This window comes from Corynebacterium doosanense CAU 212 = DSM 45436, assembly GCF_000767055.1.
Classification (GTDB): domain Bacteria; phylum Actinomycetota; class Actinomycetes; order Mycobacteriales; family Mycobacteriaceae; genus Corynebacterium; species Corynebacterium doosanense.
This window is the reverse complement of the sequence record NZ_CP006764.1, coordinates 2,057,784-2,079,968: the sequence shown is the minus strand read 5'-3', so window position 1 is coordinate 2,079,968 and position 22,185 is coordinate 2,057,784. Positions and strand designations below refer to the sequence as shown.

At 67.7% G+C, this 22,185-nt stretch carries 23 protein-coding genes; 15 read left to right on the top strand and 8 right to left on the bottom strand.

Features of this window, described 5'->3' with window-relative positions:
* Positions 1-83 precede the first annotated feature (83 nt).
* From CDOO_RS10170 to CDOO_RS10115, 12 genes are all read left to right on the top strand, one after another.
* Complete coding sequence (locus CDOO_RS10170; protein ID WP_155861250.1) at positions 84-998, top strand: alpha/beta hydrolase family protein; 915 nt, start codon at positions 84-86, stop codon at positions 996-998.
* Between the two features lie 84 nt (positions 999-1,082).
* Positions 1,083-1,994: a cutinase family protein gene (locus CDOO_RS10165; RefSeq protein WP_018020678.1), complete on the top strand. Its 912-nt coding sequence runs from the start codon at positions 1,083-1,085 to the stop codon at positions 1,992-1,994.
* Between the two features lie 44 nt (positions 1,995-2,038).
* On the top strand, positions 2,039-2,656 hold the full coding sequence (gene nadD / locus CDOO_RS10160) for a nicotinate-nucleotide adenylyltransferase (protein WP_018020679.1): 618 nt from the start codon (positions 2,039-2,041) through the stop codon (positions 2,654-2,656).
* Positions 2,657-2,742: 86 nt separating this feature from the next.
* Positions 2,743-3,216 (top strand): ribosome silencing factor, encoded by a 474-nt coding sequence (rsfS, locus tag CDOO_RS10155; RefSeq protein ID WP_018020680.1) that lies wholly within the window; start codon positions 2,743-2,745, stop codon positions 3,214-3,216.
* A 23-nt stretch (positions 3,217-3,239) separates the two neighbouring features.
* Positions 3,240-3,944 carry a histidine phosphatase family protein gene (locus CDOO_RS10150; protein ID WP_018020681.1) on the top strand — a complete coding sequence of 235 codons (705 nt, stop codon included), beginning with the start codon at positions 3,240-3,242 and terminating at the stop codon, positions 3,942-3,944.
* Positions 3,945-4,781 (top strand): DegV family protein, encoded by an 837-nt coding sequence (locus CDOO_RS10145; protein ID WP_018020682.1) that lies wholly within the window; start codon positions 3,945-3,947, stop codon positions 4,779-4,781.
* Between the two features lie 52 nt (positions 4,782-4,833).
* Entirely contained in the window at positions 4,834-5,529 is a 696-nt protein-coding gene (locus CDOO_RS10140) for a ComEA family DNA-binding protein (RefSeq protein WP_018020683.1), read from the top strand.
* 45 nt (positions 5,530-5,574) lie between these two features.
* A complete protein-coding gene (locus CDOO_RS10135; protein WP_018020684.1) occupies positions 5,575-5,880 on the top strand; it encodes a hypothetical protein in 306 nt (101 codons plus the stop codon).
* A 24-nt stretch (positions 5,881-5,904) separates the two neighbouring features.
* On the top strand, positions 5,905-7,548 hold the full coding sequence (locus tag CDOO_RS10130) for a ComEC/Rec2 family competence protein (RefSeq protein WP_018020685.1): 1,644 nt from the start codon (positions 5,905-5,907) through the stop codon (positions 7,546-7,548).
* Positions 7,549-7,566: 18 nt separating this feature from the next.
* Positions 7,567-8,502 (top strand): DNA polymerase III subunit delta, encoded by a 936-nt coding sequence (holA, locus tag CDOO_RS10125; RefSeq protein ID WP_018020686.1) that lies wholly within the window; start codon positions 7,567-7,569, stop codon positions 8,500-8,502.
* 10 nt (positions 8,503-8,512) lie between these two features.
* A complete protein-coding gene (locus CDOO_RS10120) occupies positions 8,513-8,917 on the top strand; it encodes an ankyrin repeat domain-containing protein (protein WP_018020687.1) in 405 nt (134 codons plus the stop codon).
* On the top strand, positions 8,914-9,561 hold the full coding sequence (locus CDOO_RS10115; protein WP_018020688.1) for a LysE family translocator: 648 nt from the start codon (positions 8,914-8,916) through the stop codon (positions 9,559-9,561). The genes CDOO_RS10120 and CDOO_RS10115 overlap by 4 nt, the downstream gene beginning before the upstream one ends.
* 72 nt (positions 9,562-9,633) lie before the next feature.
* On the opposite strand, the gene CDOO_RS10110 is transcribed toward CDOO_RS10115, so the two are convergent.
* From CDOO_RS10110 to CDOO_RS10100, 3 genes are all read right to left on the bottom strand, one after another.
* Complete coding sequence (locus tag CDOO_RS10110; RefSeq protein ID WP_018020689.1) at positions 9,634-10,086, bottom strand: TM2 domain-containing protein; 453 nt, start codon at positions 10,084-10,086, stop codon at positions 9,634-9,636.
* A 226-nt stretch (positions 10,087-10,312) separates the two neighbouring features.
* On the bottom strand, positions 10,313-10,588 hold the full coding sequence (gene rpsT / locus CDOO_RS10105; RefSeq protein ID WP_018020690.1) for a 30S ribosomal protein S20: 276 nt from the start codon (positions 10,586-10,588) through the stop codon (positions 10,313-10,315).
* A 174-nt stretch (positions 10,589-10,762) separates the two neighbouring features.
* Positions 10,763-11,383, bottom strand: a complete 621-nt coding sequence (locus CDOO_RS10100) for a type II toxin-antitoxin system PemK/MazF family toxin (protein ID WP_018020691.1) — start codon at positions 11,381-11,383, stop codon at positions 10,763-10,765.
* A gap of 226 nt (positions 11,384-11,609) precedes the next feature.
* On the opposite strand from CDOO_RS10100, the gene lepA reads away from it, so the two are divergent.
* Positions 11,610-13,457 (top strand): translation elongation factor 4, encoded by a 1,848-nt coding sequence (lepA, locus tag CDOO_RS10095; protein WP_018020692.1) that lies wholly within the window; start codon positions 11,610-11,612, stop codon positions 13,455-13,457.
* Between the two features lie 50 nt (positions 13,458-13,507).
* On the opposite strand, the gene CDOO_RS10090 is transcribed toward lepA, so the two are convergent.
* The 5 genes from CDOO_RS10090 to CDOO_RS10070 form a co-directional block, all read right to left on the bottom strand.
* Entirely contained in the window at positions 13,508-15,406 is a 1,899-nt protein-coding gene (locus tag CDOO_RS10090) for a lamin tail domain-containing protein (RefSeq protein WP_018020693.1), read from the bottom strand.
* 102 nt (positions 15,407-15,508) lie between these two features.
* The gene (locus CDOO_RS10085; RefSeq protein ID WP_018020694.1) at positions 15,509-16,042 is read right to left on the bottom strand and encodes a hypothetical protein; all 534 of its coding nucleotides are present in this window, start codon (positions 16,040-16,042) and stop codon (positions 15,509-15,511) included.
* A 115-nt stretch (positions 16,043-16,157) separates the two neighbouring features.
* Positions 16,158-17,993 carry a BCCT family transporter gene (locus CDOO_RS10080; RefSeq protein ID WP_018020695.1) on the bottom strand — a complete coding sequence of 612 codons (1,836 nt, stop codon included), beginning with the start codon at positions 17,991-17,993 and terminating at the stop codon, positions 16,158-16,160.
* A gap of 120 nt (positions 17,994-18,113) precedes the next feature.
* Positions 18,114-19,130 (bottom strand): FUSC family protein, encoded by a 1,017-nt coding sequence (locus CDOO_RS10075; RefSeq protein ID WP_018020696.1) that lies wholly within the window; start codon positions 19,128-19,130, stop codon positions 18,114-18,116.
* A 19-nt stretch (positions 19,131-19,149) separates the two neighbouring features.
* Complete coding sequence (locus tag CDOO_RS10070) at positions 19,150-19,911, bottom strand: aldose epimerase family protein (RefSeq protein WP_018020697.1); 762 nt, start codon at positions 19,909-19,911, stop codon at positions 19,150-19,152.
* 30 nt (positions 19,912-19,941) lie between these two features.
* Between CDOO_RS10070 and CDOO_RS10065 the strand changes: the two genes are divergently transcribed.
* Positions 19,942-21,144: an alpha/beta fold hydrolase gene (locus CDOO_RS10065; protein ID WP_018020698.1), complete on the top strand. Its 1,203-nt coding sequence runs from the start codon at positions 19,942-19,944 to the stop codon at positions 21,142-21,144.
* 53 nt (positions 21,145-21,197) lie between these two features.
* Entirely contained in the window at positions 21,198-22,184 is a 987-nt protein-coding gene (locus CDOO_RS10060; protein ID WP_018020699.1) for a bile acid:sodium symporter family protein, read from the top strand.
* Position 22,185 lies beyond the last annotated feature (1 nt).

The window sequence follows — 22,185 nt, the reverse complement described above, 5'->3', positions numbered from 1 at the left end:
GCAGCACCTCAGAAAACGAATATCAGCTGAATTCCACGGGTTTCACTGACCGTGTCAGGAAACCGCACATTAATGTCACGAGAATGAGTAATCGCGCAGTCCTGCTGACTGGCTTAATGGTCTTTTCTTCACTGGTGGTTCCGCGCACTGCGGCAGCGGCTGTGGAGACGGAAGCCTGCCCCGAGGTCGCCGTGGTCGCCGCCCGGGGCAGCGAGCAGAACGACGAGCTCACCCCCATGCGCTACGCGCCGGAGTCACGCTGGGAATCCAACGGTTACGAGGCGGAGAACATCTCCGGCCTCATCACCGCGGCCTCCGCCCGCCACCTCGGGCGCACCGGGGAGCAGCTCATGACCAACGTCCCGGTCATCGGCCTGGACAACTCCGTCTACCCGGCGGCGATGCCCCTGCCCGAACTGATCCAGGACGGGGAGGACGTGGACGCCGCGGTCTTCGCGCAGCGCGCCAGCTCGGTGCTGTCGTCCCGCTCGCCGGTGGAGATCAGTTCGACGGCGGCCACTGCCTTCGACGATTCGCTGCGCCGGGGCGTGTCGGGCACGCCGGGGTACCTCCAGGCCTGGGAGGAGGCCACCGGCTGCGCCCCCGATTACGTGCTCATCGGATACTCACAGGGCGCAATGGTGCTCACGGCCGTCGAGAAGCAGCTTGCGGAGCAGGGGAGGCTGCGCGGCGTGATCTACATGGGTAATCCGCTGCTGCGGCCGGGCGATCCGAGCATCGTGGGTAAGCGGGTGAGCAGCGGCGGAATGGCCACGGCGCTGGGTGATCGCTGGCCACGGGAGTCCGGAGTGGACCGGAGAATCAACTACTGCCTGCCCCGGGACATCGTCTGCGACCTCTCCCCGGACACCGTTGCGGGCCAGTTTGGCGCGACGGGCGGGACGCACCCCGAGTACTACGCCGAGGACGCGGAGGACCCGTCCGCGGGCCTGGTCGCGGACACGTTCGCCGGGTGGGTGAGCAGCGAAGACAGTTAGCCAGCGGGATCGGCGGCGGGGGGTTAGGATTACCCAGGTTTTCCTGCCCCCCGGTCGTTTGTCACCTCCCCGAAAGAGCCCGCCGTGACCCGCTCGCTTCCCGCCCTGTTCGCCTCCCTCGCCGCCGCTGTCACCGCCGCCGTCGCTCCCGCCACCATCGCGACACCCGTAGCCGCCGCCCAGGACAGCTGCCCGGCTGTCGCGGTCGTCGCCGCCCGCGGCTCCGGCCAGACCCAGGTGGCCCCCACCAGCTACTCCGGTGGGCCCCGGACCAGCAACGGATGGGAAGGCGAGACCATGCGCGCCATGCTGCGCACCGCCGAGAGCCGCTACGCCGCCACCCACGGCGGCGCTTCGCTGATGAAGGACGTCGACGTCATCGGCCTCGACCCCTCGTACTACCCGGCGGCCTATCCCGCGCTTCCCGATCCCAACGTGCCTATCCCGGACGGCACCCTCGCCCGGGCCCGCCTCGCCGCGGACCTGGCGATCCCTGCCGTCAACGTCACTCTCGCCGCCGCCGGTCAGTTCACCGAGTCCGTCACGGCCGGGCGCGACGGGGTCATGCGCGGCATCGACGACTACCAGAACCGCACCGGCTGCGCCCCGCAGTACGTGCTCACCGGTTACTCGCAGGGCGCGATGGTCGTCGCCGAGCACGAGCGTGAGCTGGCCCGCCGCGGTCAGCTCGCCGGAGTGATCTACCTGGGCAACCCCATGACCCGCGCCGGTGACTGGTCCACCGTCGGCGTCGCCGGGGGAGGGGCCGGCGGAATGATCGGTTCGCTGCCCGTCAACTCCGTCTCCGTGGCCGCCACCGACCACCGCGTGAACTACTGCCTGCCCCAGGACGGCGTGTGTGACACCTCCGAGCAGACGCTGCGCGAATCGCAGGGCAACGGCGGCAACCACGGCCGGTACTTCCTCGCGCCGAGCCCCTGGGACAACCAGGTCGTCGACGCCTTCGGCTCCTGGGTGGACGAGGTCCGGTACTAGTAGAGCGCGGTGCGGGGACGGCCGGCCGGGTAGACTCCCAGCGCATGAGCACGCGCGCACGCATCGGCATCATGGGTGGAACCTTCGACCCGATCCACCATGGCCACCTGGTGGCGGCGAGTGAGGTCGCCCACCGCTTCGCGCTCGACCGGGTGATCTTTGTGCCCACCGGGCAGCCCTGGCAGAAGTCCGAGAAAGAGGTCAGCCCCGCCGAGCACCGCTATCTCATGACCGTGATCGCCACGGCGTCCAACCCACGCTTCGAGGTCAGCCGGGTGGACATTGACCGGGATGGCCCGACGTACACCGTCGATACGCTGCGGGACCTGCGTGCGCTTCATCCGGACGCCGAATTCTTCTTCATCACCGGCGCCGACGCCCTGGGGTCGATCCTCTCCTGGCACGAGTGGGAGGCGATGTTCGACGAGGCGACGTTCGTGGGTGTCACGCGGCCCGGATACACCCTCAGCGAGGACATGCTCCCGCCGGAGAAGCAGAAGCTGGTGGAACTCATCGACGTCCCCGCGATGGCCATTTCCTCCACCGACTGCCGCGAGCGGGCCATGTCCGGTCTGCCGGTGTGGTACCTCGTTCCCGACGGGGTGGTTCAGTACATCGCCAAAAACAGCCTCTACGCGCCGCCGACGATCCCGGACAACTAGGAAATAACCTGGGTTTCGTGCAAGACTGGGGAGAGTTTTCTGCTCAGCAACTCCCCGTCATGGAAGACAGTAAGGACCTCACTTCATTGACCGCCTCTGACTCCGCCCGCAACTTCGCCGCGATCGCCGCCCGCGCCGCCGATGAGAAAAAGGGCGAATCCATCGCCTGTTACGACGTCTCCGACGTCATGGGCATTTCCGATGTCTTTGTCGTCGTCTCCGCCTCCAACGACCGCCAGGTCGGCTCCATCGTGGAAGAAGTTGAGGATCAGCTCACCGCGGCCGGCCTTGAGCCGCTGCGACGCGAGGGTCACCGGGAGAACCGCTGGGTGCTGCTCGACTACGGTCAGTTCATCGTCCACGTGCAGCGGGCCCAGGAGCGCGAGTTCTACGGCCTCGACCGCCTCTACGCCGACACCCCGCTCATCACCATCGAGGGTGTGGACTCCTTCACCCGGTCGAGCGACTTCTCGGATGACGTCAACACCCGCACCGTGGGATCCATCGACGAGATCCCGCTGGCCGGCGACGGTCCAGTCGAGGACGACGACGAGTACTAGAACTCCCGCGAGGTAGAAGACCGATGTCCCGTCGACTCATCATGCTGCGCCACGGCCAGACGATCCACAATGCCACGCGCCGCATGCAGGGCCACCTGGACACCAGTCTCTCCGAGCAGGGCTGGGAGGGTGCCCGCCAGGTGGCTGACTGCCTCCGGGCCGCCGGCATCTCCCGGATCGTCTCCTCCGACCTCTCCCGCGCCGCCGACACCGCCGGCGTGGTGGCGGACCTCATCGGCGTCGACCTGCAGATCGATGCCCGCCTGCGCGAGACCGACCTGGGGCAGTGGCAGGACCTCGGACACACCGAGGTGGACGAGCAGTTCCCCGGTGCGCGCGCAGCCTGGCGTCACGACGCCCAGTGGGCACCGCCCGGCGGAGAATCACGCATCGACGTCGCGCGACGCGCCCGCCCGGTCATCGACGAACTCATGACCTCCTTCCCGGAATGGGAGGGCTCGACGGTCCTGGTCGTCGCCCACGGCGGCACCATCTCCGCCCTCACCGGTTCGCTGCTCGGGTTCTCCCCGGACATGTATCCCATGCTCAGCACGCTGAATAACACACATTTCGCCGTGCTCACGGCCCGCCCGACCTACACCCCGGGTTCCGCTGACGCGCTAGACGATCCCCGCTTCGAGACCGCGGCAGCCCGGTTCGACCCCGGCGCACCCGTGGATGCGCAGTGGTACCTGGACGGGTGGAACCTGGGAGTGGTGGAACTCTAGATGGCCGTCAGAATTGTCACCGACTCCTCCTCCGGCCTGCCGCAGGAGATCGTCGACGAGCTGGACATCACCGTGCTCGACCTCCATGTCATGAGCAAAGAGGTCAAGGACGGGGTGGAGACTAGCACGTCCGGCCTCTCGACGCTGGAACTGGTGGCCGCCTACGCGCGGCAGCTCGAGCGGGGTGGGGACGACGGCGTCGTGGCGCTGCACCTCTCCAGCGCTCTCTCCTCCACCCACTCGGCGGCGGAGGCCGCGGCGGCGGTCTTCGACGACACCGTGCAGGTCGTGGAGACCGGAACGGCCGGCATGGCCATCGGCGCGGCGGCGATGGCGGCGGCGACGCGGGCGAACAGCGGGGCGGATCACGACGAATGCCTGGCCACGGCCGTCGATACGCTGGAACGCTCCGCCACCTGGGTGTATCTGCACCGCATCGACGGGGTGCGGCGATCCGGAAGGATGTCCGCCGGTACCGCGATGCTCTCGGCCGCGACCCTGGCCACCAAACCCCTCATGCAGATTGTGGGCGGCAAGCTCGAGCTGGTGGGAAAGACCCGCACGCAGACCAAGGCCTTCACCAAGCTGGTGGAGCTCGTCGCGGAGAGCGCCCGGGGAGAGGCGTGTTTTGTGGCCATCCAGCATAACGAGGCAGCGGACGCGGCGAGTGACCTCCAGGAGCTGCTCGAGGACGTCCTGCCGGAGGGTTCCAGCTTCCTCTCCACCACGATGTCCGAGGTCCTGGCCGTGCACACCGGTGTCGGCGCCGTCGGGGTCTCGGCCGTGTTCGCGCAGGCGCCTGTGGATGAATCCGCGGAAACGGACGCTGCGGAGTAGTTGTCCACAGGGGGGTCTGCGGTGGCGACGCCGGGGTTCTAGCTTGTGAGCCATGAGCAACAGTGTGGCCAGTCGCCTCGGTGAGTTCGTCCGTCCCACCGGTGAAGAAACCCGCCTCGACATCTCCTTTCCCGACCAGCCGCCGCGCATAGCCATCGGCACCCGGACGGCGATCATCGCCGCGGGTGTGCTGGCGGTGATCGTCGGCCTGATGCTGTCCCACCTGCTCTTCCGCACGGGTGACGGTGCGTTGGCTCCCTCCGCTCCCGCAGCCTCCGCACCCGCTGCGGTGGCGCCGGAAGCCGCCACTTCCGGGGGCACCATCGTCGTCTCCGTGGTGGGGGCCGTCGTGGTCCAGGGGCTGGTCACCCTCGAGCCGGGCGCGCGGGTGGCCGATGCGATCATCGCCGCAGGCGGGTTGCTCGAGGGCGCGGACCCGGCCGCGCTCAACCAGGCGCAGCTGCTGGTGGACGGGCAGCAGATCGTCGTCCCGGCCGTAGGCGCGGCACCGGCGCCACCGGCTGGTTCGGCTGGTTCGGCTGGAGCGGCGGCGGGCGGCATGGTGTCGCTGAATTCCGCCGACGCTGCGGGTCTGAGCACCCTCGACGGGGTGGGGGAGGCGACGGCGGCGGCGATCATCGAGTTCCGGGAGCAGAACGGGGGGTTCACCTCGATCGAGCAGCTCATGGATGTCTCCGGGATCGGCCCCGCCAAGTTCGAGGCCATCAAAGATCACGTGACGCTGTAGGGTGAATAAAAAGGTATTTTCACATGCACACTAGGAGCGCCGCCCATGTCGAATATGTGGTTCCGACTGATCATCGAGAGCATTCTCGGTTTCACCCTGCTCATCATCGGTGTGGTGCTCGTCGGACTGCAGGACTCGACCCTGTCCCTGGTTATCGCCGTCATCCTCATCGTCGTGGGCATCGCGCTCATCCTCGACCTTGTCTGGGCCGCCTCCTCCGGGCGGATCACCACCCCGCCGACCCTCGGCGCGGGCATGGCCACTGCCGGATCGAGCAGCAGTGAAAAGTGGGAGCGCGACCAGCGCCTGCAGGAGGAGCAGCACAGGCCCGGGGAGCCGCGCGAGATCTGACGCCTTCCCCGGGGGTGTACCCGGGTGAGCGAACTGCGTCTGCTCCCCGCGGCGCTGACGTGCTGGGGAGCACTCATTGCTCTGCTGCTGACACGCGAATCGTTTCCGGCGTATGCGGTGATTCTGGCCGTGTCCGTGCTCATTCTGCTGCTGCGCGAGCACGGCCAGGCGCTGTTCACGGGGTCGGTGGGCCTGCTCGTGGTCGGGGCCGGCGACGTGCGCCGACGGGTGGCGGAGGCGTTCTCCGCCCCGCCCGAGTTCCCGGCGGCCGTCACGGGCGCCCCGTCCGTGACCAGCTCCGGGTCGGTCCTCCTCGAGGTCCGCGTCGCGGGCTATCCCGGCCTTCTGCCGGTGTTTACCGAGGATCCCGAAGCCCTTGAGCTGGGTTCCGGCACCCCGGTCACGGTCGCGGCGGGGCTGAGCCCCTCGGGACGGCCGGGGCTCGGACTGCTCGTCGCCAACGGCGAGGTGACCCCCGTGGGGGAACCGGCCGGTGTGGCCGCATTCGCCGGGGCGGTCCGGCGGGCGTTCGCCGAGTCCGTGTCTGCCCATGTCCCCGGGGAACACCGCGGTCTGATCCCGGGAATGACGCTGGGGGACACCTCGCTGCAGAGCGACATGAGCACGGATCTCTACCTGCAGACGGGCCTGTCCCATCTCTCGGCAGTGAGCGGGGCCAACGTCGCCGTGGTAACCACGACGGCGTTGCTGCTCTGCCGGGCGCTGAGCCTGGGGCCGCGGGTCCAGGTCGCGGCGGCCGTCGGGGCACTCCTCGCCTACGTCTGTCTGGTGGGGACGGAGCCGTCCATTCTCCGGGCGGCGGTGACCGGGGTGGTGGGACTGGTGGCCGTCATCGCCTCCAGCAGGATGCAGCCCGTGCACGCGTTGTCGGTGGCGGTGCTGGTGCTGCTTGTCGTGGACCCAGGCCTGGCCGTGGATTTCGGGTTCGCCCTGTCCGTGGCCGCGACGGCAGGGATTGTCGCACTCATGCCGGTGATCGCCCGCCCCCTCATGCCCGCGGGCCTGCCACCCGTCCTGGCCCGCGCGCTGGCGGTGGCCATCGCGGCGGACGCGGTGACCATGCCGATCATCGCGCTCATGACCGGGGAGGTGTCCCTGGTGTCCGTGCTGGCCAACGTCCTGGTCGCGCCCGCGGCCGCTCCGGTGACGGTGCTCGGGCTCCTCGCCACCGTGCTCTCGCTCGTTCCGGGGCCGTGGGAGGTACCGGTGCTGTGGCTGATCACCCCACTGACCTGGTGGATACACACCGTGGCGCGGGTGTGCGCCGCCCTGCCGCTGGTGAGCGTCGCGGCGGCGCCGGCGACCGTGCTGCTGGTCTACGGCTGGGTGATCGCCGGGCTGGTCAGCCGGCGGGTGCTGCTGACAACCGGGTGCGTGGCGTTGGGCGCGGTGTGGTTGGCGTGGCCGTCGATAAGTTCACCGACCATCGACCCGGGTGAGCTGCACACCGCCACCGTGGCCGGCGAGGAGGACGTGGGCGCAGTACCGGCGGGGACGCAGCTCATCATCGTGGAGGACGCACGCGGCGAGCCCGCCGACCGGCCCACCGTGACCCGCGACGGCGTGCCCGTGTTGTACCCCAACCGCGACGGCCCGGTCACCCTGCACCGCGACGGCACGCAGCACGCTGCGGACGGGAGATTTTAGGTGGCTACTATGACACCCATGGCAGTCGAACAGGTCCACCTCATCCTCGGCGAGGAGCAGTTCCTCGCGGAACGGGTGCGCCGGCAGCTCATTGAGCAGATCGGTCCGCACGCCGAGGTCACGCTCGTGCGCGCGGGGGAGATCACCACATCGGAGATCATCGACCTCACCAGCCCCTCGCTGTTCGCGGAGGACCGGATCCTTGTGTTCACCGGCACCGACCTGGCCGGAAAGGAACCCACCGAGCTCCTGTTGCAGACCGCGGTCGACCCCGCGCCGGGGATCTACATGCTCATCCAGCACACCGGGGGAGGGCGAAACAAGGCGCTGGTGAAGAAGTTCGAGAAGGCCTGCGTGGTGCACAGGGTGGACAAGATCGCCCGCAAGGACCTGCCCGGCTGGGCGATGGCGGAGTTCCGCTCCCACGGGGTGCGGCCCACGCCCGACGTCGTCCACGCACTGCTCGAGGGAGTGGGTTCGGACCTGCGCGAGCTGGCGTCCGCGGTCTCGCAGCTCGTGGCCGACACCGGCGGCGACGTCACCGAGGCAGACGTGCGCACCTATTACGCGGGGGTCGCCGAGGTCAATGGTTTCGACATCGCCGACCTTGCCGTGGCGGGCAAGACGGCGCAGGCGCTGGCCTCGACCCGTCGCGCGCTGCAGCTCGGGGCCAGCCCGGTGGCGCTCGCCGCGGCGCTCGGCTCCAAGGTCGGCGCGATCGCCCGGCTGTACACCACCCGGGGTGCCAACGCGAAGCAGCTGGCCGGCACCCTGGGCATGCACCCCTTCGTGGTGGAGAAGACCATGTCGGTGGCCCGGCGCTGGAGCGGGGACAACGTCAGCGAGGCGGTGATCATCGTCGCGGATCTCGACGCCCGCGCCAAAGGTGCTGGTGGCGACGCCGATTTCGCCGTGGAGAATGCCGTGCGGAGGATCTCGGAGCTGGCAGGATAAACTGGCCAACATGTCTGACACCACCCAGGAACCCCTGCCCGACGACGTCCAGGAACTGGTCATCCGCCTGTTCGAGATGGCCCGCAGCGGCAACGTCGACCTGGTGGAGTACATCCGCCAGGGCGTGGACGCGAACCTGCGGAACATGGAGGGCAACACCTTCCTCATGCTCGCCGCTTATTCCGGCCACGCCAATCTGGTCAAGGGCCTCATCGAGGTGGGCGCCGACCCCGACGCACTCAACGAGCGGGGGCAGTCGCCGCTGGCCGGGGCGATCTTCAAGAAGGAGGACGAGGTCGTCGACGTGCTCATCGACGCCGGTGCCGACCCCCGCGCCGGCCACCCCACCGCCGTGGACAGCGCCCGCATGTTCGGACGAGAGGACCTGCTCGGCCGCCTCGGTGAAGCGGAGTGACCCCGGCCGCACTCGGAGCGCTCGTACTTCTCAACCTTGTGGGGGCCGCCTCGCCCGGCCCCGACGTCATCCTCATCACCCGCCAGGCCACCCGGTCGCGCCGCCACGCCCTGGCGACGATCCTGGGCATCCATGTCGGCGTGCTCATGTGGGTGAGCATCACCGTACTCGGAGCGACGGCCCTGCTCACGGCCTTCCCGCAGATGATCGACGTGGTCCAGATCGTCGGCGGCGCCTGGCTGGTCTGGATGGGCCAGAACATGGTGCGCGGCGGGCTGCGCGACCGCAGCAACCCGCCCGCCGACATGGCGGAATCCGTGTCCCGACTAGGGACACTCGGTCAGTCGTTCCGCAAGGGACTGGCCACCAACCTGGCGAACCCGAAAATCGTGCTCTTCCTCGCCGCCCTGATCGCGCCCGCGCTGCCCGCGGACCCGTCGCCGCTCACGGCGGTGGTGGTGATCCTCGCCCTGTCCGCCAGTTCACTCGTGCTCTTCAGCGCCATGGCGATGCTCGTGTCCACCAACACCGTCCGGACCAGGCTTCTTCGCGCCGGCTGGCTTATCGACGTCCTGGCCGGCGCCTTCTTCATCCTCGCCGGATGCGTCCTCGTGGGCCGCGGCGTGCTGGGGCTGGTGGGGTAGGGCCGAGCCTGGAGCAGGAAAAAGCCGGTGCCCCTTCGGAGAGAAGGGGCACCGGCATCGACTGTGCGGAACCTAGTCCAGCGGCACACCGCGGGAATCAGTGGTGAACTTTCCGCTGCCGATGAGAATCATGATGAACTCCACGAAGGCCCAGATGCCGACGGCGGCGACAAGAATCAGCCCGAGGCCGAAGATCCAGGACGTCGCCCAGCCGAGAACGGTGAGGCCCAGCTGAAGCCCACCGCGGCCGTTGTTGCCCAGGTAGAAGTTGTGCACGCCGATCGTTCCCAGGAACCATGCCAGCAGAGCAGCGATGACCTTGGACTTCGGTGCGGTACCGGCCACCTGGTTCGGGTTGTAGCCCGTGCCCTGAGCGTAGTTGTACTGCGCCGGCACGTTCGGCGTGGACTGGAACTGCTGCGGCTGCTGGTACTGGTACGACTGCTGCGCGCCGTAGGGTGAGCTGCCCGAGGTCGGTTCGAGGTTCGAATCCGGGGTCTGGGCGGCGTCAAAGGGGTTGGTCATGGCGTGGTCTCCTGGGAAATTCCGGGGTTTTGGCGGGCTAACAATGCTGTGCGAACGTCAACAGCCTAAACCCTGGACGGTCGGTTGCCACCGCCAATGGGGAACTTTCCCCGCGTCACCCTCTTACGGGTGATGCGGGAGTGAACATGCACCACCCAACAACAAACCCCCGGTGCACCTTCGCAAAAAGGTGCGCCGGGGGGCGTCGATAAGCGGGAAAGAAGCTTTAGGCCTCTTCCTTACCCATCTTGTTGAGCGCGGAAGCCATGTTGGACTTCTTGTTGGCCGCGTTGTTGCGGTGGAGCACGCCCTTGGAAACGGACTTGTCCAGCGAACGGGACGCGACGCGCAGCTGCTCGGCAGCCTTTTCCTTGTCGCCAGCTTCAACGGCGGCACGGAACTTGCGGATCTCGGTGCGGACCGCGGAGCGGACTGCCTGGTTGCGCTGACGGGCCTTCTCGTTGGTGAGAACGCGCTTCTTCTGCTGCTTGATGTTTGCCATCTGAATTACCTCTTGATAGTCGAATGAATTGCTTTTGCGACTCACCGCACGACCGAAATGCAGGCATCTGTGCTGATAAACGAGCCCAAGGTCCTGCCCGTCCCGACAGATGCTCGGCTCGTGCGGTGAACAACCTGCTAAACGTTAGCAGCCGCGGGGCCGGGGATCAAAAAGCTATACCCAGCCGAAGCGGGAGCGCAGGACGCGGGCGATGCGGTCGAAGCGCGCCTCGGGGAGGAGGACACCCTGGCGGCGGACGGAGTGTTCGGGCACCTGGATCACCTTGTCCACCCGGACCCAGCAGGTCTCTCCCGACGGGTTCCAGCCGCCCGGGCCGATGGCCAGCCAGTTGTGCTCCTCGTCGTGGCACTGTTCGGGGGAGATGAGCAGGCCGAGGACATCCTCGCGGTTGGCCCGGCCGACAACGACCATCGCACGCTCGGCCGGAGGTTTGTCCGGGCCGTACGCGGGCACCCACAGCCAGGCGATCTCGCCGGCCTCGACCTGGCCGTCGATGTCCGGCGCGTAGGCGAGGGCGCGGGCCTTCTCGTCGGCGGGAAACGCCATGATGGGGGCGGATTCGTGGTCCTCGGCGCTGTCCTCGGCCGGCCCGATCTCCGTGAGACCCAGCCGATCGCGCAGCGTCTTGAGCGTGTCCTTCGGATGGTCCGTGGAGCCCCGGGAGCCCCGAGAACGTCCACCCAGGAAGAATCTACGGCGTGGGCGCTGGGAGCGGGAGAGATCCTGCTCCGGGTCGCCGGCCTTTTCATGTGCCTTCAGCCCGCTGAAAAACATGTGGTGGGTTCCGTCTGCCTAGGTGGTGTGAATGCCGGGTGCCGACGAGTTTCGCCACCCTACGCACTGGTGTAGACACTAGTGAGCCACCGGAGTGTGATCAACCCACGAACCGAAGTTTCCGGAAAGTAATTCCGCAACCTTTTCCTCGCCGTCCCCGGGTGAGCCCGCCGGGACGGCCCTTGTAGACTGGCCCAGGTTACGTACATATGAGGGGCGCGCTTACATGAAAAACAACTTCGCGGAGAAGACGTTCACGGATCTCTCCCAGATCCGGAACTTCTGCATCATCGCGCACATCGACCACGGCAAGTCCACCCTCGCCGACCGCATTCTCGGACTCTCCGCGGTCGTCGCGGAGCGGGACATGCGCGACCAGTACCTCGACAACATGGACATCGAGCGCGAGCGTGGCATCACCATCAAGGCGCAGAATGTGCGCCTGCCGTGGGTCCCGCGCTCCGGCCGGCATGAGGGGGAGGAGATCGTCCTCCAGATGATCGACACCCCCGGCCACGTCGACTTCACCTACGAGGTCTCCCGCGCACTGGAGGCCTGCGAGGGTGCGATCCTGCTTGTCGACGCCGCCCAGGGCATCGAGGCACAGACCCTGGCGAACCTCTACCTGGCCATGGACAAGAACCTGGAGATCATCCCGGTCCTCAACAAGATCGACCTCCCGGCGGCTGACCCGGACAAGTACGCCGAGGAGATCGCCTACATCATCGGCTGCGAGCCCGAGGACGTTCTGCGTGTCTCCGGCAAGACCGGCGAGGGAGTCCCCGCGCTGCTGGACCGCGTCTGCGAGCTCGTCCCGGCCCCCACCACGGAATACGAACTGGACGGGCCCGCCCGCGCCCTGGTCTTCGACTCCGTCTACGACACCTTCCGCGGCGTGGTCACCTACATCCGCATGATGGACGGCACCCTCCGACCGCGCCAGAAGATCGAACTCATGGCCTCCGGCGCGACGCACGAGATCCTCGAGATCGGCGTCGTCTCGCCCAAGCCCCTGCCCACCAAGGGCCTCGGCCCGGGCGAGGTCGGCTACATCATCACCGGCGTGAAGGACGTGCGCGAGACCAAGGTCGGCGACACCATCACCTGGGCGAACAAGGGCGCGACCGAGCCCCTGACCGGTTACGCGGACCCCAACCCCATGGTCTACTCGGGGTTGTTCCCCATCTCCCAGGGCGACTTTCCCGCGCTGCGCGAGGCACTGGAAAAACTGCAGCTTAACGACGCCTCGCTCACCTGGGAGCCGGAAACATCCGTGGCCCTCGGTTTCGGCTTCCGCTGCGGATTCCTCGGTCTGCTGCACATGGAGATCACCCGCGACCGCCTCGAGCGCGAGTTCGACCTCGACCTCATCTCCACCGCGCCGAGCGTCTCCTACCGGGTGGTGCACGAGTCCGGGCAGGAGAAACACGTGCACAACCCCTCCGAGTGGCCGGAGGGCAAGAACGAGGCGGTTTTCGAGCCGATCGTCAACATGACCGTCATCGTGCCGTCCGAGTTCGTCGGACAGACCATGGAGCTGTGCCAGTCCAAGCGCGGTGAGATGAAGAACATGGACTACCTCTCCGAGGACCGCGTCGAGCTGCGCTACGTCATGCCGCTGGGCGAGATCATCTTCGACTTCTTTGACATGCTCAAGTCCCGCACCAGGGGCTACGCCTCGCTGAACTACGAGGAGGCCGGCGAGCAGGAGGCCGACCTGGTCAAGGTGGACATTCTGCTCCAGGGCGAACCCGTCGACGCCTTCAGCGCCATCGTGCACGCCGATGACGCGCGCTACTACGGCCTGAAGATGACCAAGAAGCTGCGCGAACTCATCCCGCGCCAGCAGTTCGAGGTGCCCATTCAGGCGGCGGTCGGCGCGAAGATCATCGCACGCGAGAACATTCGCGCCCTGCGCAAGGACGTGCTGGCCAAGTGCTACGGCGGCGACGTCTCCCGTAAGCGCAAGCTGCTGGAGAAGCAGAAGGCCGGTAAGAAGCGCATGAAGAACATCGGTTCGGTGGAGGTCCCGCAGGAGGCCTTCGTCGCGGCGCTGTCCACGGACGAGGGATAAGAAAAAGCCCGCTTTCGGCACTGGCCGGAAGCGGGTTTTTCTCTGCCTTACTAGCTCAGCATTGCGCGGGCCTGCTCGATCATCGCGTTCAGGTCGGCCGGCAGCAGCCCGGCGGCGTTGAGTCCGAAGAACGCGAGGGCGGCGACGGCACCGACCGCGGCGACCAGTGCGGCGAACGGGCCGAAGCTGGAACCGGAGGAGAGGCCGTTGTCCTCCGTGGGTGCCTTGGTGGTCTCGGCGTAGCGCACCGAGGTGCCCTCGGTGTTGGCGTCGTCGGCCCAGAGGAACTGGGTCATGCCGTCGCTGGTGAAGGAGGCGAATCCCTCGTTGGCGAAGTTGCCCATTCCCGCGGGGCGGGCCTGCTTTTCCGAGGTCACTGCCCAGGTGCCACCGGTCTTCTCGGCGATGACGGAGGCACCCTCGCAGGCCTCGTCGCAGAGGATGCGCAGCTTGTTGCCGGCGAAGTCCAGGGCCATCACGCCCGGGAAGCCGGAGGCCAGCGTCTGCACCAGCGCGTGGGAGCCGTCGCGCTTGAGGGTGACAAAGTGCACGTTGCCCGTCGCCTCGACGCCGACGGCGTAGACCCCGCCGCCGACGTACTCGACGGCCTCGAGCCCGCCGTTGGCGGACACTGCGCCGATGGTTTCGGCCAGGTTCCATTCGTGCGTGGCGGTCAGCGTGGTGTCCCCGGACTTGGGCAGTTCGAAGCGCAGGACGGACGGGCGGGAGATGCTGTTGGCGGCGCCGCTGCGCTCGGTGGCGACGTAGAGAGCGCCGTCCTCGCCGATGGTGATGCCCTCGGCGTCGGGAGCTCCGGCCTCGCCGCCCGGGTAGGCCAGGGTCCACTTGCCGGAGGTCTCCCAGGTCTTGGTGGCCTGGTCATAGTCGAGGGCGTGCAGGGTGCCGTTGCCGTTGTTGACGATCCACGCGCGGCCATGGGAATCGACGTCGATGCCGGACATGTCGTCGGTGTTGAAGTCAGACCCGAGAGCGAGGTTGGTGATCTCCTGGGGGTCGTAGGGCCAGGGCTTGTCGGCGACCGGGTCGACGGTGCCCGACGCGGTGTTGGGGGCGTTGCGGGTGGGTGCGCCGGTGACGGCGAAGTCGCCCGTCTTGTCGGGGACGCGGCCCCAGGAGGTCAGCGCGTGGCCGTCCCAGGTGGTCTCCGCGACGATGGCACCGTCGGCGTTGCGGACGATGACAGAGTCGTTGCCGCCGAGGCCGAAGCCGCCCTCGACTTTGTCGGTGTAGAAGGAGGCGTACCCGCCGGACTCGATCGACGTGCCCGCAGGAATGGTGAGCGGGGTGCGGGCGGCATCGTTGTCCGTGATGGTCCAGCCGCTGATATCGATCGAGTTGATGGTGTCAGTGTTGGCCAGTTCCACCCAGTCGCCGACCGCGTCGCCGTTGGACTCGACCTCGTTGATCACCACGGGGGAGTCGACGTAGGTGGGATCCTCCGGCGGGGGAGCCGCCTCGCCGTTGGGTGCACCGGGCGTGGCAGCGGCAGTGACAACAAAGTCTCCGGTGAAGTCGGGGACCCGGCCGTAGCTGGTCGTGCCGGGGTTTTCCGTCCACTTGTAGGAATCGACCTTGGTGGCAGAGGTGTCAGAGAGCGTGATCTCGTCCGCCTTGCCCAGTCCGAAACCTTTGGAACCGTCCGGGGTGACGGTGGCACCCTCGACATAGATCTGAAGCCGCTCGCCCGGCCGGAGAATCGTGTTGGCCGCCAGTTTCACGGGGGTGCGGTCGGCCTTGTCGTCGATGAGCGTCCAGCCGGAGACGTCCACGTCGCTGGTGCCGGGGTTGGCGATCTCCACCCACTCCTGGTCCGGGCTGACCTCGTTGATCACCACTCCCGCAGGGGCGGCGGAGGCGATCGGGGTGGCCAAGGTGGCGGCGGTGATGAGGGCTACGCCGAGGGGGAGGGCGCGGGCGATGCGGGACATGGGTGTGAACTCGATTCCGGTGTTGACAGTCTGTACCCAGCTGAATTTACGGTCTGTACCAGTCATCGCGGTGCCCTGCGGGTGAACTTCCGGCGAACAGACTCACCGAGCTGACACGAGTTCGCGCTCAGGGGCAGGCTCCACCGGTTCCTCACCCCGTGCCGCACTGACGGTGACCGACGCGGCGGCCAGCAGCGTGAGAGCGGCAGCGAATCCGACGATCGTCTGCCCGCCCACCGCAATGAGCGTCGCCCCGCCGAGCACCCCGCCCAACACGGCCGCGGGAACCATCCCGGCGGGCCGCTCCACCAGTAGTGAGCGGTGCAGGACAGCTCCGGCCAGCGCCCCTGCGGTGAGTGCGAGGAGTGCGGCGGCGAGGTTGAATCGCCCGGAGCTCTGGAACAGCGCCGCGGTCATGGCGAACACGGACGAGGTGGTCAGCGTTGCGGAGGCGAGGTGGGCGTCGTCGAGAAGCCCACGAAAGGAACGCCGCATGCTGGTGGTCAGCGCGACGCCGAGGGGTGCCAGGACCGTCATGGCGGTGAGCATGCGGAGGTCGGCGACACCGGAGAGCAGGAGGAACAGGAGAAAACAGACCGCGAACGCGAGCGCGGCGGTGGTGAGAAAACGGGTCATGCCTAGGCACGTTAGGGGGTGTGCCGGGCAGGAGGCTGGGGAGAGGCGTCGACACGCGTGGGAACCTTCTGGCATGACAATGCCCGCCCCAGTAGCGGGGCGGGCAAAGGGGGAGCTAGGACTTGTCGGCGGCCGGGTCGCTCCAGCCGTCGGACCAGGTGTCCGTGTTGTAGTCGTAACCGACGACGTTGCCGTGCTCGTCGGTGCGGCGGTACCAGTCGGTGACCTCCGAGGCGGTGGAGTCGTAGTCCGCGCCAGCGCCACGACCCTCGGGAGCCTGCGCGACGGCGAGCTCGAAGTCGTCGCCGTGCTCCTCCAGGCCGCGGACGACGGCGTTGTCGATAGCGGTGCGGGCGTACGAGCGGCGGATGGCCACGGGGTCGGTGGAGAGGTCCTTGATGAAGGCCACCATCATGGCCAGCAGCACCACGCAGAATGGCAGGGCGATGAGGATGGTGAGGTTCTGCAGACCCGAGAGTGCGTCCTCGCCGCCGGCGAGCAGCATGACAATGGCGATGCCCGCCATGCACAGGCCCCAGAACACCACGACGAGTTTGTTGGGGTTGGGATCACCCTTCGAGCTCATCGTGCCCATCACCGTCGAGGCGGAGTCGGCGGAGGTGATGAAGAAGATCGCCAGCACGACGATGAGGATGAACGGGGTGATCTGGGAGAGCGGCAGCTGGTCGAACAGCGCGAAGAGCACCTGCTCGGCGGTGGCGGTGCCGTCGAAACCCTCGACGCCGTCGCGGTTGAAGGTGATCGCCGTGCCACCGAAGACGGTGAAGGCGAGGATGAGGATGCCGGTGGGCACGGCCATGGTGGCGACGACGAACTCACGGATGGAACGGCCGCGGGAGATACGTGCGATGAACATGCCCACGAACGGGGTCCAGGCGATCCACCATGCCCAGTAGAACGCGGTCCAGGCGGCCTGGAACTCCACGGTCTCGGGACCCCAGGACAGGGACTTGCCCATCATGTCGAGCATGCCGTCGAGGTACGCGAGGGTGCCCGAGGGGATGAGGTTGAGCAGGAAGAGTGTCGGGCCGAAGACAAAGACGAAGAGGATGAGCAGCATCGTCAGCGAGATGTTGACGTTGGAGAGGATCCGGATGCCGCGGGACACGCCCGAGACCGCGGAGATGATGAAACCGACCGAGAGGATGGCGATGATGACGACCAGCACGGTGTTGCCCACCTGGCCGATGCCCGAGATGATCTGCACACCCTGACCGATCTGCACAGCCGAGAGGCCCAGGGTGGCGGCGGTGCCGAAGAGCGTGGCGATGATCGCCACCGCGTCGATGATCTTGCCCAGCACGTGATCATTGGGCTTGGACCCCAGCAGCGGCTGGAACACGGAGCTGAGCAGGCTGACGCGCCCGCGTCGGTAGGTGGAGTACGCGATGGCCGCGCCCACCAGGGCATACAGGCCCCAGGCGGCCAGGCCCCAGTGGAAGTGTGACTGGGCCATGGCCTGGTGCAGGGCCTCCTCGGAACCGGCCGGCGCGGTGTGCGGCGGCGGGACGAGGTAGTGGTTGAGCGGCTCGGAGGGGCCGAAGAAGAAGATGCCCACACCGATGCCGGCGCCGAACATCATGGCGATCCAGGAGAAGCGCGAGAACTCCGGTTTCTCGTCGTCCGGGCCGAGGGTGATGCTGCCGAAGCGCGAGAGCGCGACGGTGATCATGATGATGATGCCCAGGATCATGACGATGTTGAGCAGCCACCCGGCGTTCTCCATCGCCCAGGAGAATGCGGTGCCGGCGACGTTGCCGACGGACGCCGGGCTAATCAGCCCCCAGGCGATGAACGCGACGATCAGCAGGGCCGTGACGACGAAGAGACCGCGGTCCAGCCCGAATCGGTTGCGCTGTTGGTCGACGCTGATGCCGGGAACGAGCCCCGGGTGCAGATCGTCGGGGTAAGCATTGGTCTGTGCCGCCAAGAGTCTGGCCTTTCATAGAAAGTGATACTTAGGCCACTATTCATGAATTCCCGGGCATACCCAACTTATGGCGACAACGTCACAGTTCCTGTGCGCAGGGATTACCCGGTTTGCAATGGCTTATCGACGCCTCGTTGCCCACACCTTCGCCTCGGCCAAGGGGTCGTCGGCTCGGCGCTGTTTCGCCACCCGGACGTGATCCGCGAGCTCCGCCAACTCGGCGAGGGACACCTCGCGGTCATTGTTGGCGTTGCAGAAGTCGATGAGGTGATACCCCGTGCGCTGAACCAGCAGGTGATCGGCCCAGCGGGCCTCGGCGGTGGCATGGTCGGCCTCCGCCAGCGCCTGGATGGCCCGGCGCTCGGAGAGCAGCTCATACTGCAGGTCACGACGGGTGTTCGCCGACTCCGCCGGGGTGCCGGTGGCCAGGCCGCCGAGGACCGCGCCCATCTGGCCGAACGCCCGGCCGACCAGGCGGGAGTGCTCGCGCGCCACCGCGCCGGGCCGCCACAGCCACAGGGCGAGGGAGGTGAACACCACCGAGAGCAGCACCTCCACCGTGCGGGAGACAACCACCTCGCCGAGCGGGTCTGTCACCGCGTTGCCCATGAGCAGCGCCAGCGGGGTGGTGGCGATGACACAGAACGCGTAGTTCTTCACCGCAAACACCTCCGCGAAGAACTGGCACACCGCCAGCGCGACGAGCAGCTGCCAGCCGTGGAACTGCAGCAGGTGGAAGACGGCGAAGAGCCCGATGCCCAGCAGCGAGCCGATCAGTCGGTGGATGCCGCGGATCTGCCCGGCGGTGCGGTCGGGGCCCCACTGCAGCATGAGCATCGCCGAGACCACGGCCCAGTCGGGGCGGTCGAAACCCAGGGCGATGCCGACGACCGCGGCGCTCACGCAGGCGAGGAACACCTTCTGCGCCGTGACCGACGCGTGGGAGGTGAGATCCATGGAGCGGTAGATGCGGTAGTTGTTGGTCGGGCGGGTGTGCGGGATCGCCGAGCGGGAGGGGCCCACCATCGTCGGGGTGTCCGTCAGGGCCGCCGGGTCGGAGAGGCTCAGGCCCAGCTCTGCGGTGCGGCGGACCAGGCGCAGCTGGGCCTCCTGGGCACCTTGTGGTCGATCAACCATGGTCGAGGTATTCCGGAAGTCAGTTGGCCGAGGCCTTGACCACCATCTCCAGGGTGTTGATCTCACCGGGGGAGAGCATGACCCCCTCCTGGTCCGCGCCGAGCATGGCGGGCTCCACGCAGACGAACTTGCGCCACTCGTTGGGCCCGATGTCCTCCATGCTGTCGGCCTTGGACTGGCCTGGGTTCCACACCACGGTGGAGTCGGCACCGTCGGAGGTGATGGTCAGCGTGCGCTCCGGGGTGACGATGCGCACCTCGGGCGTGCCCAGGATGATCGAGTCGTAGATGCCGTCGAAGGTGATGTCGCCGTCGACCTTCTCGTTCGCGCCGTCGACCCGGTCGACCATGCCCAGGCCGTCCAGGCCCTCGATGCTCACGTCGTCGATGTCGGACACCGCGAAGTAGGGGTGGAAGGCGAACTGCACTCGCTTGGACTCGTCCGCGGTGCTCTCCAGGGTCAGGCGCAGGCGCAGCTCATCGTCGCCGCCGATGGCGTCGAGCCCGAAGACGATCTCGTCGCGCTCGAGGATGGCGTGGAAACCGCCGTCGATAGGCTCGACGTTCCAGGCCTCCCGCCGGGCCCAGCCGTGCTGCTGCTCGCCGAGGTAGGTGCCGAACCACGGCGCGATGAGGGGCACGCCGCCGCGGATGGCCACGCCGTCGCCGCGCTCGGTAGTCGAGGAGAGGTAGAGGAGGTCGCCGGTGGAGGTGTCGGCACGCACGACATGCGCGCCATTGTCGGAGATGGTCAGGGCGCCGTTTTCCAGAAGGTTGCTCATGCAGCAAGGATACGGGCATCATCGGGGTTCATGTTCCGCGATCATCATTTCACCGTCCCCTGGGACCGCTCCGACCCCGCCTCCGACACCCTGGACATTTACGCCCGCGAGGTCTCGCTGGATGACTCGCTGCCCTTCCTTCTCTATCTCCAGGGCGGCCCGGGATTCCCCGCGCCGCGCCCCCTGGAGATCGACGGTTGGCTCAAGGCTGCGCTGCGTCACTACCGCGTGGTGCTGCTGGATCAGCGCGGCACGGGAAGGTCGGGCCGGATCGATCGTTTCTCGCCTGTCGACGCCGCCCACCTGCGACTTCTCGGAGCCCCGCACATCGTCGCCGACGCCGAGGACCTGCGCCGACACCTCGGCGTGGAGCAGTGGGACGTGCTCGGCCAGTCCTTTGGCGGCTTCTGCATCACCGCCTACCTCTCGCGTCACCCCGAGGCCATCGGCCACGCCTACTTCACGGGCGGGCTGCCGGCCACCGGGTGCGGAATCGACGACGTCTACCGGGCGAGCTACACCAAGCTGGCACACCGTCACCGCGAGTTCTACCGTGCCTATCCGTGGGCGGAGGAGCAGATTGCCCGGGTGATCGAACGGCTGGACACGGGCGTCGAGAAGCTGCCCACCGGAGAGGTGCTGAGTTCGCGGCGCTTTCGCACCATCGGGATCGAGCTGGGGCGCGCGACCGGGTTCGCCGCGCTGGCCGCGCTGCTGGAGGAGCCCTTCCATCCGGGCGGGCAGCTGCGGGGTGACTTCCTGGCCGAGCTGTCCACCCGCCTGAGCTTCGAGGCCGCGCCCCTGTACGCCGTCATCCACGAATCCATCTACGGCGGACTCGTGCCGGGGCCGACCGCATGGTCCGCGCACCGCGTCCGGGAGGAGTTCCCCGAGTTCGCCGAATCCGGCAGCTACCTCACCGGCGAGCACATCTTCCCCTGGCAGTTCGAGGAGGATCCCGCGCTGCGGCCCTTCGCCGCCGCGGCCCACGAGCTGGCCGAGGTGGAGGACTGGGCCGCGCCCTACGACCTGTCCGTGCTGGCCACCTCGGACGCGGTGTGCGCGGCCGCGGTGTACACCGTCGACATCTTCGTGCCCCGAGAGCTCTCGCTGGACACGGCAGCGCACTTCCAGGACCTGCGGGTCTGGGAGTCGGGGGAGCACCAGCACGACGGGCTGCGCCGGGACGGGGAAGCGATCTTCACCCGGTTGTATGAGCTGGCTCACGGGTAACTAGGGTGAGGGCCACTCTCCCGCCCCCCTCCAGGAAGCGAGCGTCGCGCCTCATGTCGTCCGAGAACCCCTCCGCCGGATCGGCGCTGCTGTCCGTACTGGCGTTTCCCGCGTTCATCCTCATCGGCGCGGCCATCGCATTTTTCTTCCCCGCCCCGTTCGTGCCCATGTCGCAGTACATCACGTACTTCCTCATGGTGATCATGTTCGCCATGGGCCTGACGCTGACCCTTCCGGACTTTCAGGACGTTGCGCGCAGGCCCTGGCCGGTGCTGCTCGGGGTGATCCTGCAGTTCACCATCATGCCGCTGGGCGCGGTGTTCGTCGCCCGGGTGCTGGGGCTCAACGAGGCACTTGCGGTCGGACTGCTCATGCTGGGTTCGGTGCCGGGCGGCACGTCCTCGAATGTCATCACCTTCCTCGCGCGTGGCGACGTCGCGCTTTCCGTGACCATGACCAGCGTATCGACGGTCCTCTCACCCATCGTCACCCCGATGCTCATGCTGGCGCTGGCGGGCGCACAGACCGACGTCAACGCCGGCGCCATGGCCTGGTCGCTGCTCCAGACCGTGCTGCTGCCCGTCATCGGCGGGCTGCTCATCCGCACGTTCTTCGACCGGGGAGTGGAGAAGGTCTCCGCGATCCTGCCGGCGGTGTCCATCCTCGGCATCGGCGGCGTCGTCTTCCCCGCGGTGGCGGTGAACAATGCGGCGCTCACGGCCGTCGGTCCCGTGGTCTTCGTGGCCGTGATCCTGCACAACGTCCTGGGGTATGCGCTGGGCTACGGGGTGGGCAGGTTGCTGCGCCAGCCCGAGCGTTCCAACCGGACCATCGCCGTGGAGGTGGGCACGCAGTCCGCGGGACTGGCCTCGGGGATGTCGGGCCGGTTCTTCAGCCCGGAGGCCGCGCTGCCCGGTGCCGTCGCGGCGGTCGTGCACAACATCACCGGGGCGATCTACGCGGCGGTGATGCGGCGCATCCCGCTGCCCGAGCCGGTCGACCGGGATCCCGGAACCCCCACTGAAGTTACAGCCGTGTAGT

What these genes read in the sequence shown, in the direction of transcription:
- CDOO_RS10170 (WP_155861250.1), top strand. Translation starts at nt 84, where the DNA reads ATGAGTAATCGCGCAGTCCTGCTGACTGGCTTAATGGTCTTTTCTTCA.
- nadD (WP_018020679.1), top strand. Translation starts at nt 2,039, where the DNA reads ATGAGCACGCGCGCACGCATCGGCATCATGGGTGGAACCTTCGACCCG.
- CDOO_RS10150 (WP_018020681.1), top strand. Translation starts at nt 3,240, where the DNA reads ATGTCCCGTCGACTCATCATGCTGCGCCACGGCCAGACGATCCACAAT.
- CDOO_RS10145 (WP_018020682.1), top strand. Translation starts at nt 3,945, where the DNA reads ATGGCCGTCAGAATTGTCACCGACTCCTCCTCCGGCCTGCCGCAGGAG.
- CDOO_RS10140 (WP_018020683.1), top strand. Translation starts at nt 4,834, where the DNA reads ATGAGCAACAGTGTGGCCAGTCGCCTCGGTGAGTTCGTCCGTCCCACC.
- CDOO_RS10135 (WP_018020684.1), top strand. Translation starts at nt 5,575, where the DNA reads ATGTCGAATATGTGGTTCCGACTGATCATCGAGAGCATTCTCGGTTTC.
- holA (WP_018020686.1), top strand. Translation starts at nt 7,567, where the DNA reads ATGGCAGTCGAACAGGTCCACCTCATCCTCGGCGAGGAGCAGTTCCTC.
- CDOO_RS10120 (WP_018020687.1), top strand. Translation starts at nt 8,513, where the DNA reads ATGTCTGACACCACCCAGGAACCCCTGCCCGACGACGTCCAGGAACTG.
- CDOO_RS10110 (WP_018020689.1), bottom strand. Translation starts at nt 10,086, where the DNA reads ATGACCAACCCCTTTGACGCCGCCCAGACCCCGGATTCGAACCTCGAA.
- rpsT (WP_018020690.1), bottom strand. Translation starts at nt 10,588, where the DNA reads ATGGCAAACATCAAGCAGCAGAAGAAGCGCGTTCTCACCAACGAGAAG.
- CDOO_RS10100 (WP_018020691.1), bottom strand. Translation starts at nt 11,383, where the DNA reads ATGTTTTTCAGCGGGCTGAAGGCACATGAAAAGGCCGGCGACCCGGAG.
- lepA (WP_018020692.1), top strand. Translation starts at nt 11,610, where the DNA reads ATGAAAAACAACTTCGCGGAGAAGACGTTCACGGATCTCTCCCAGATC.
- CDOO_RS10090 (WP_018020693.1), bottom strand. Translation starts at nt 15,406, where the DNA reads ATGTCCCGCATCGCCCGCGCCCTCCCCCTCGGCGTAGCCCTCATCACC.
- CDOO_RS10085 (WP_018020694.1), bottom strand. Translation starts at nt 16,042, where the DNA reads ATGACCCGTTTTCTCACCACCGCCGCGCTCGCGTTCGCGGTCTGTTTT.
- CDOO_RS10075 (WP_018020696.1), bottom strand. Translation starts at nt 19,130, where the DNA reads ATGGTTGATCGACCACAAGGTGCCCAGGAGGCCCAGCTGCGCCTGGTC.
- CDOO_RS10070 (WP_018020697.1), bottom strand. Translation starts at nt 19,911, where the DNA reads ATGAGCAACCTTCTGGAAAACGGCGCCCTGACCATCTCCGACAATGGC.
- CDOO_RS10065 (WP_018020698.1), top strand. Translation starts at nt 19,942, where the DNA reads ATGTTCCGCGATCATCATTTCACCGTCCCCTGGGACCGCTCCGACCCC.
- CDOO_RS10060 (WP_018020699.1), top strand. Translation starts at nt 21,198, where the DNA reads ATGTCGTCCGAGAACCCCTCCGCCGGATCGGCGCTGCTGTCCGTACTG.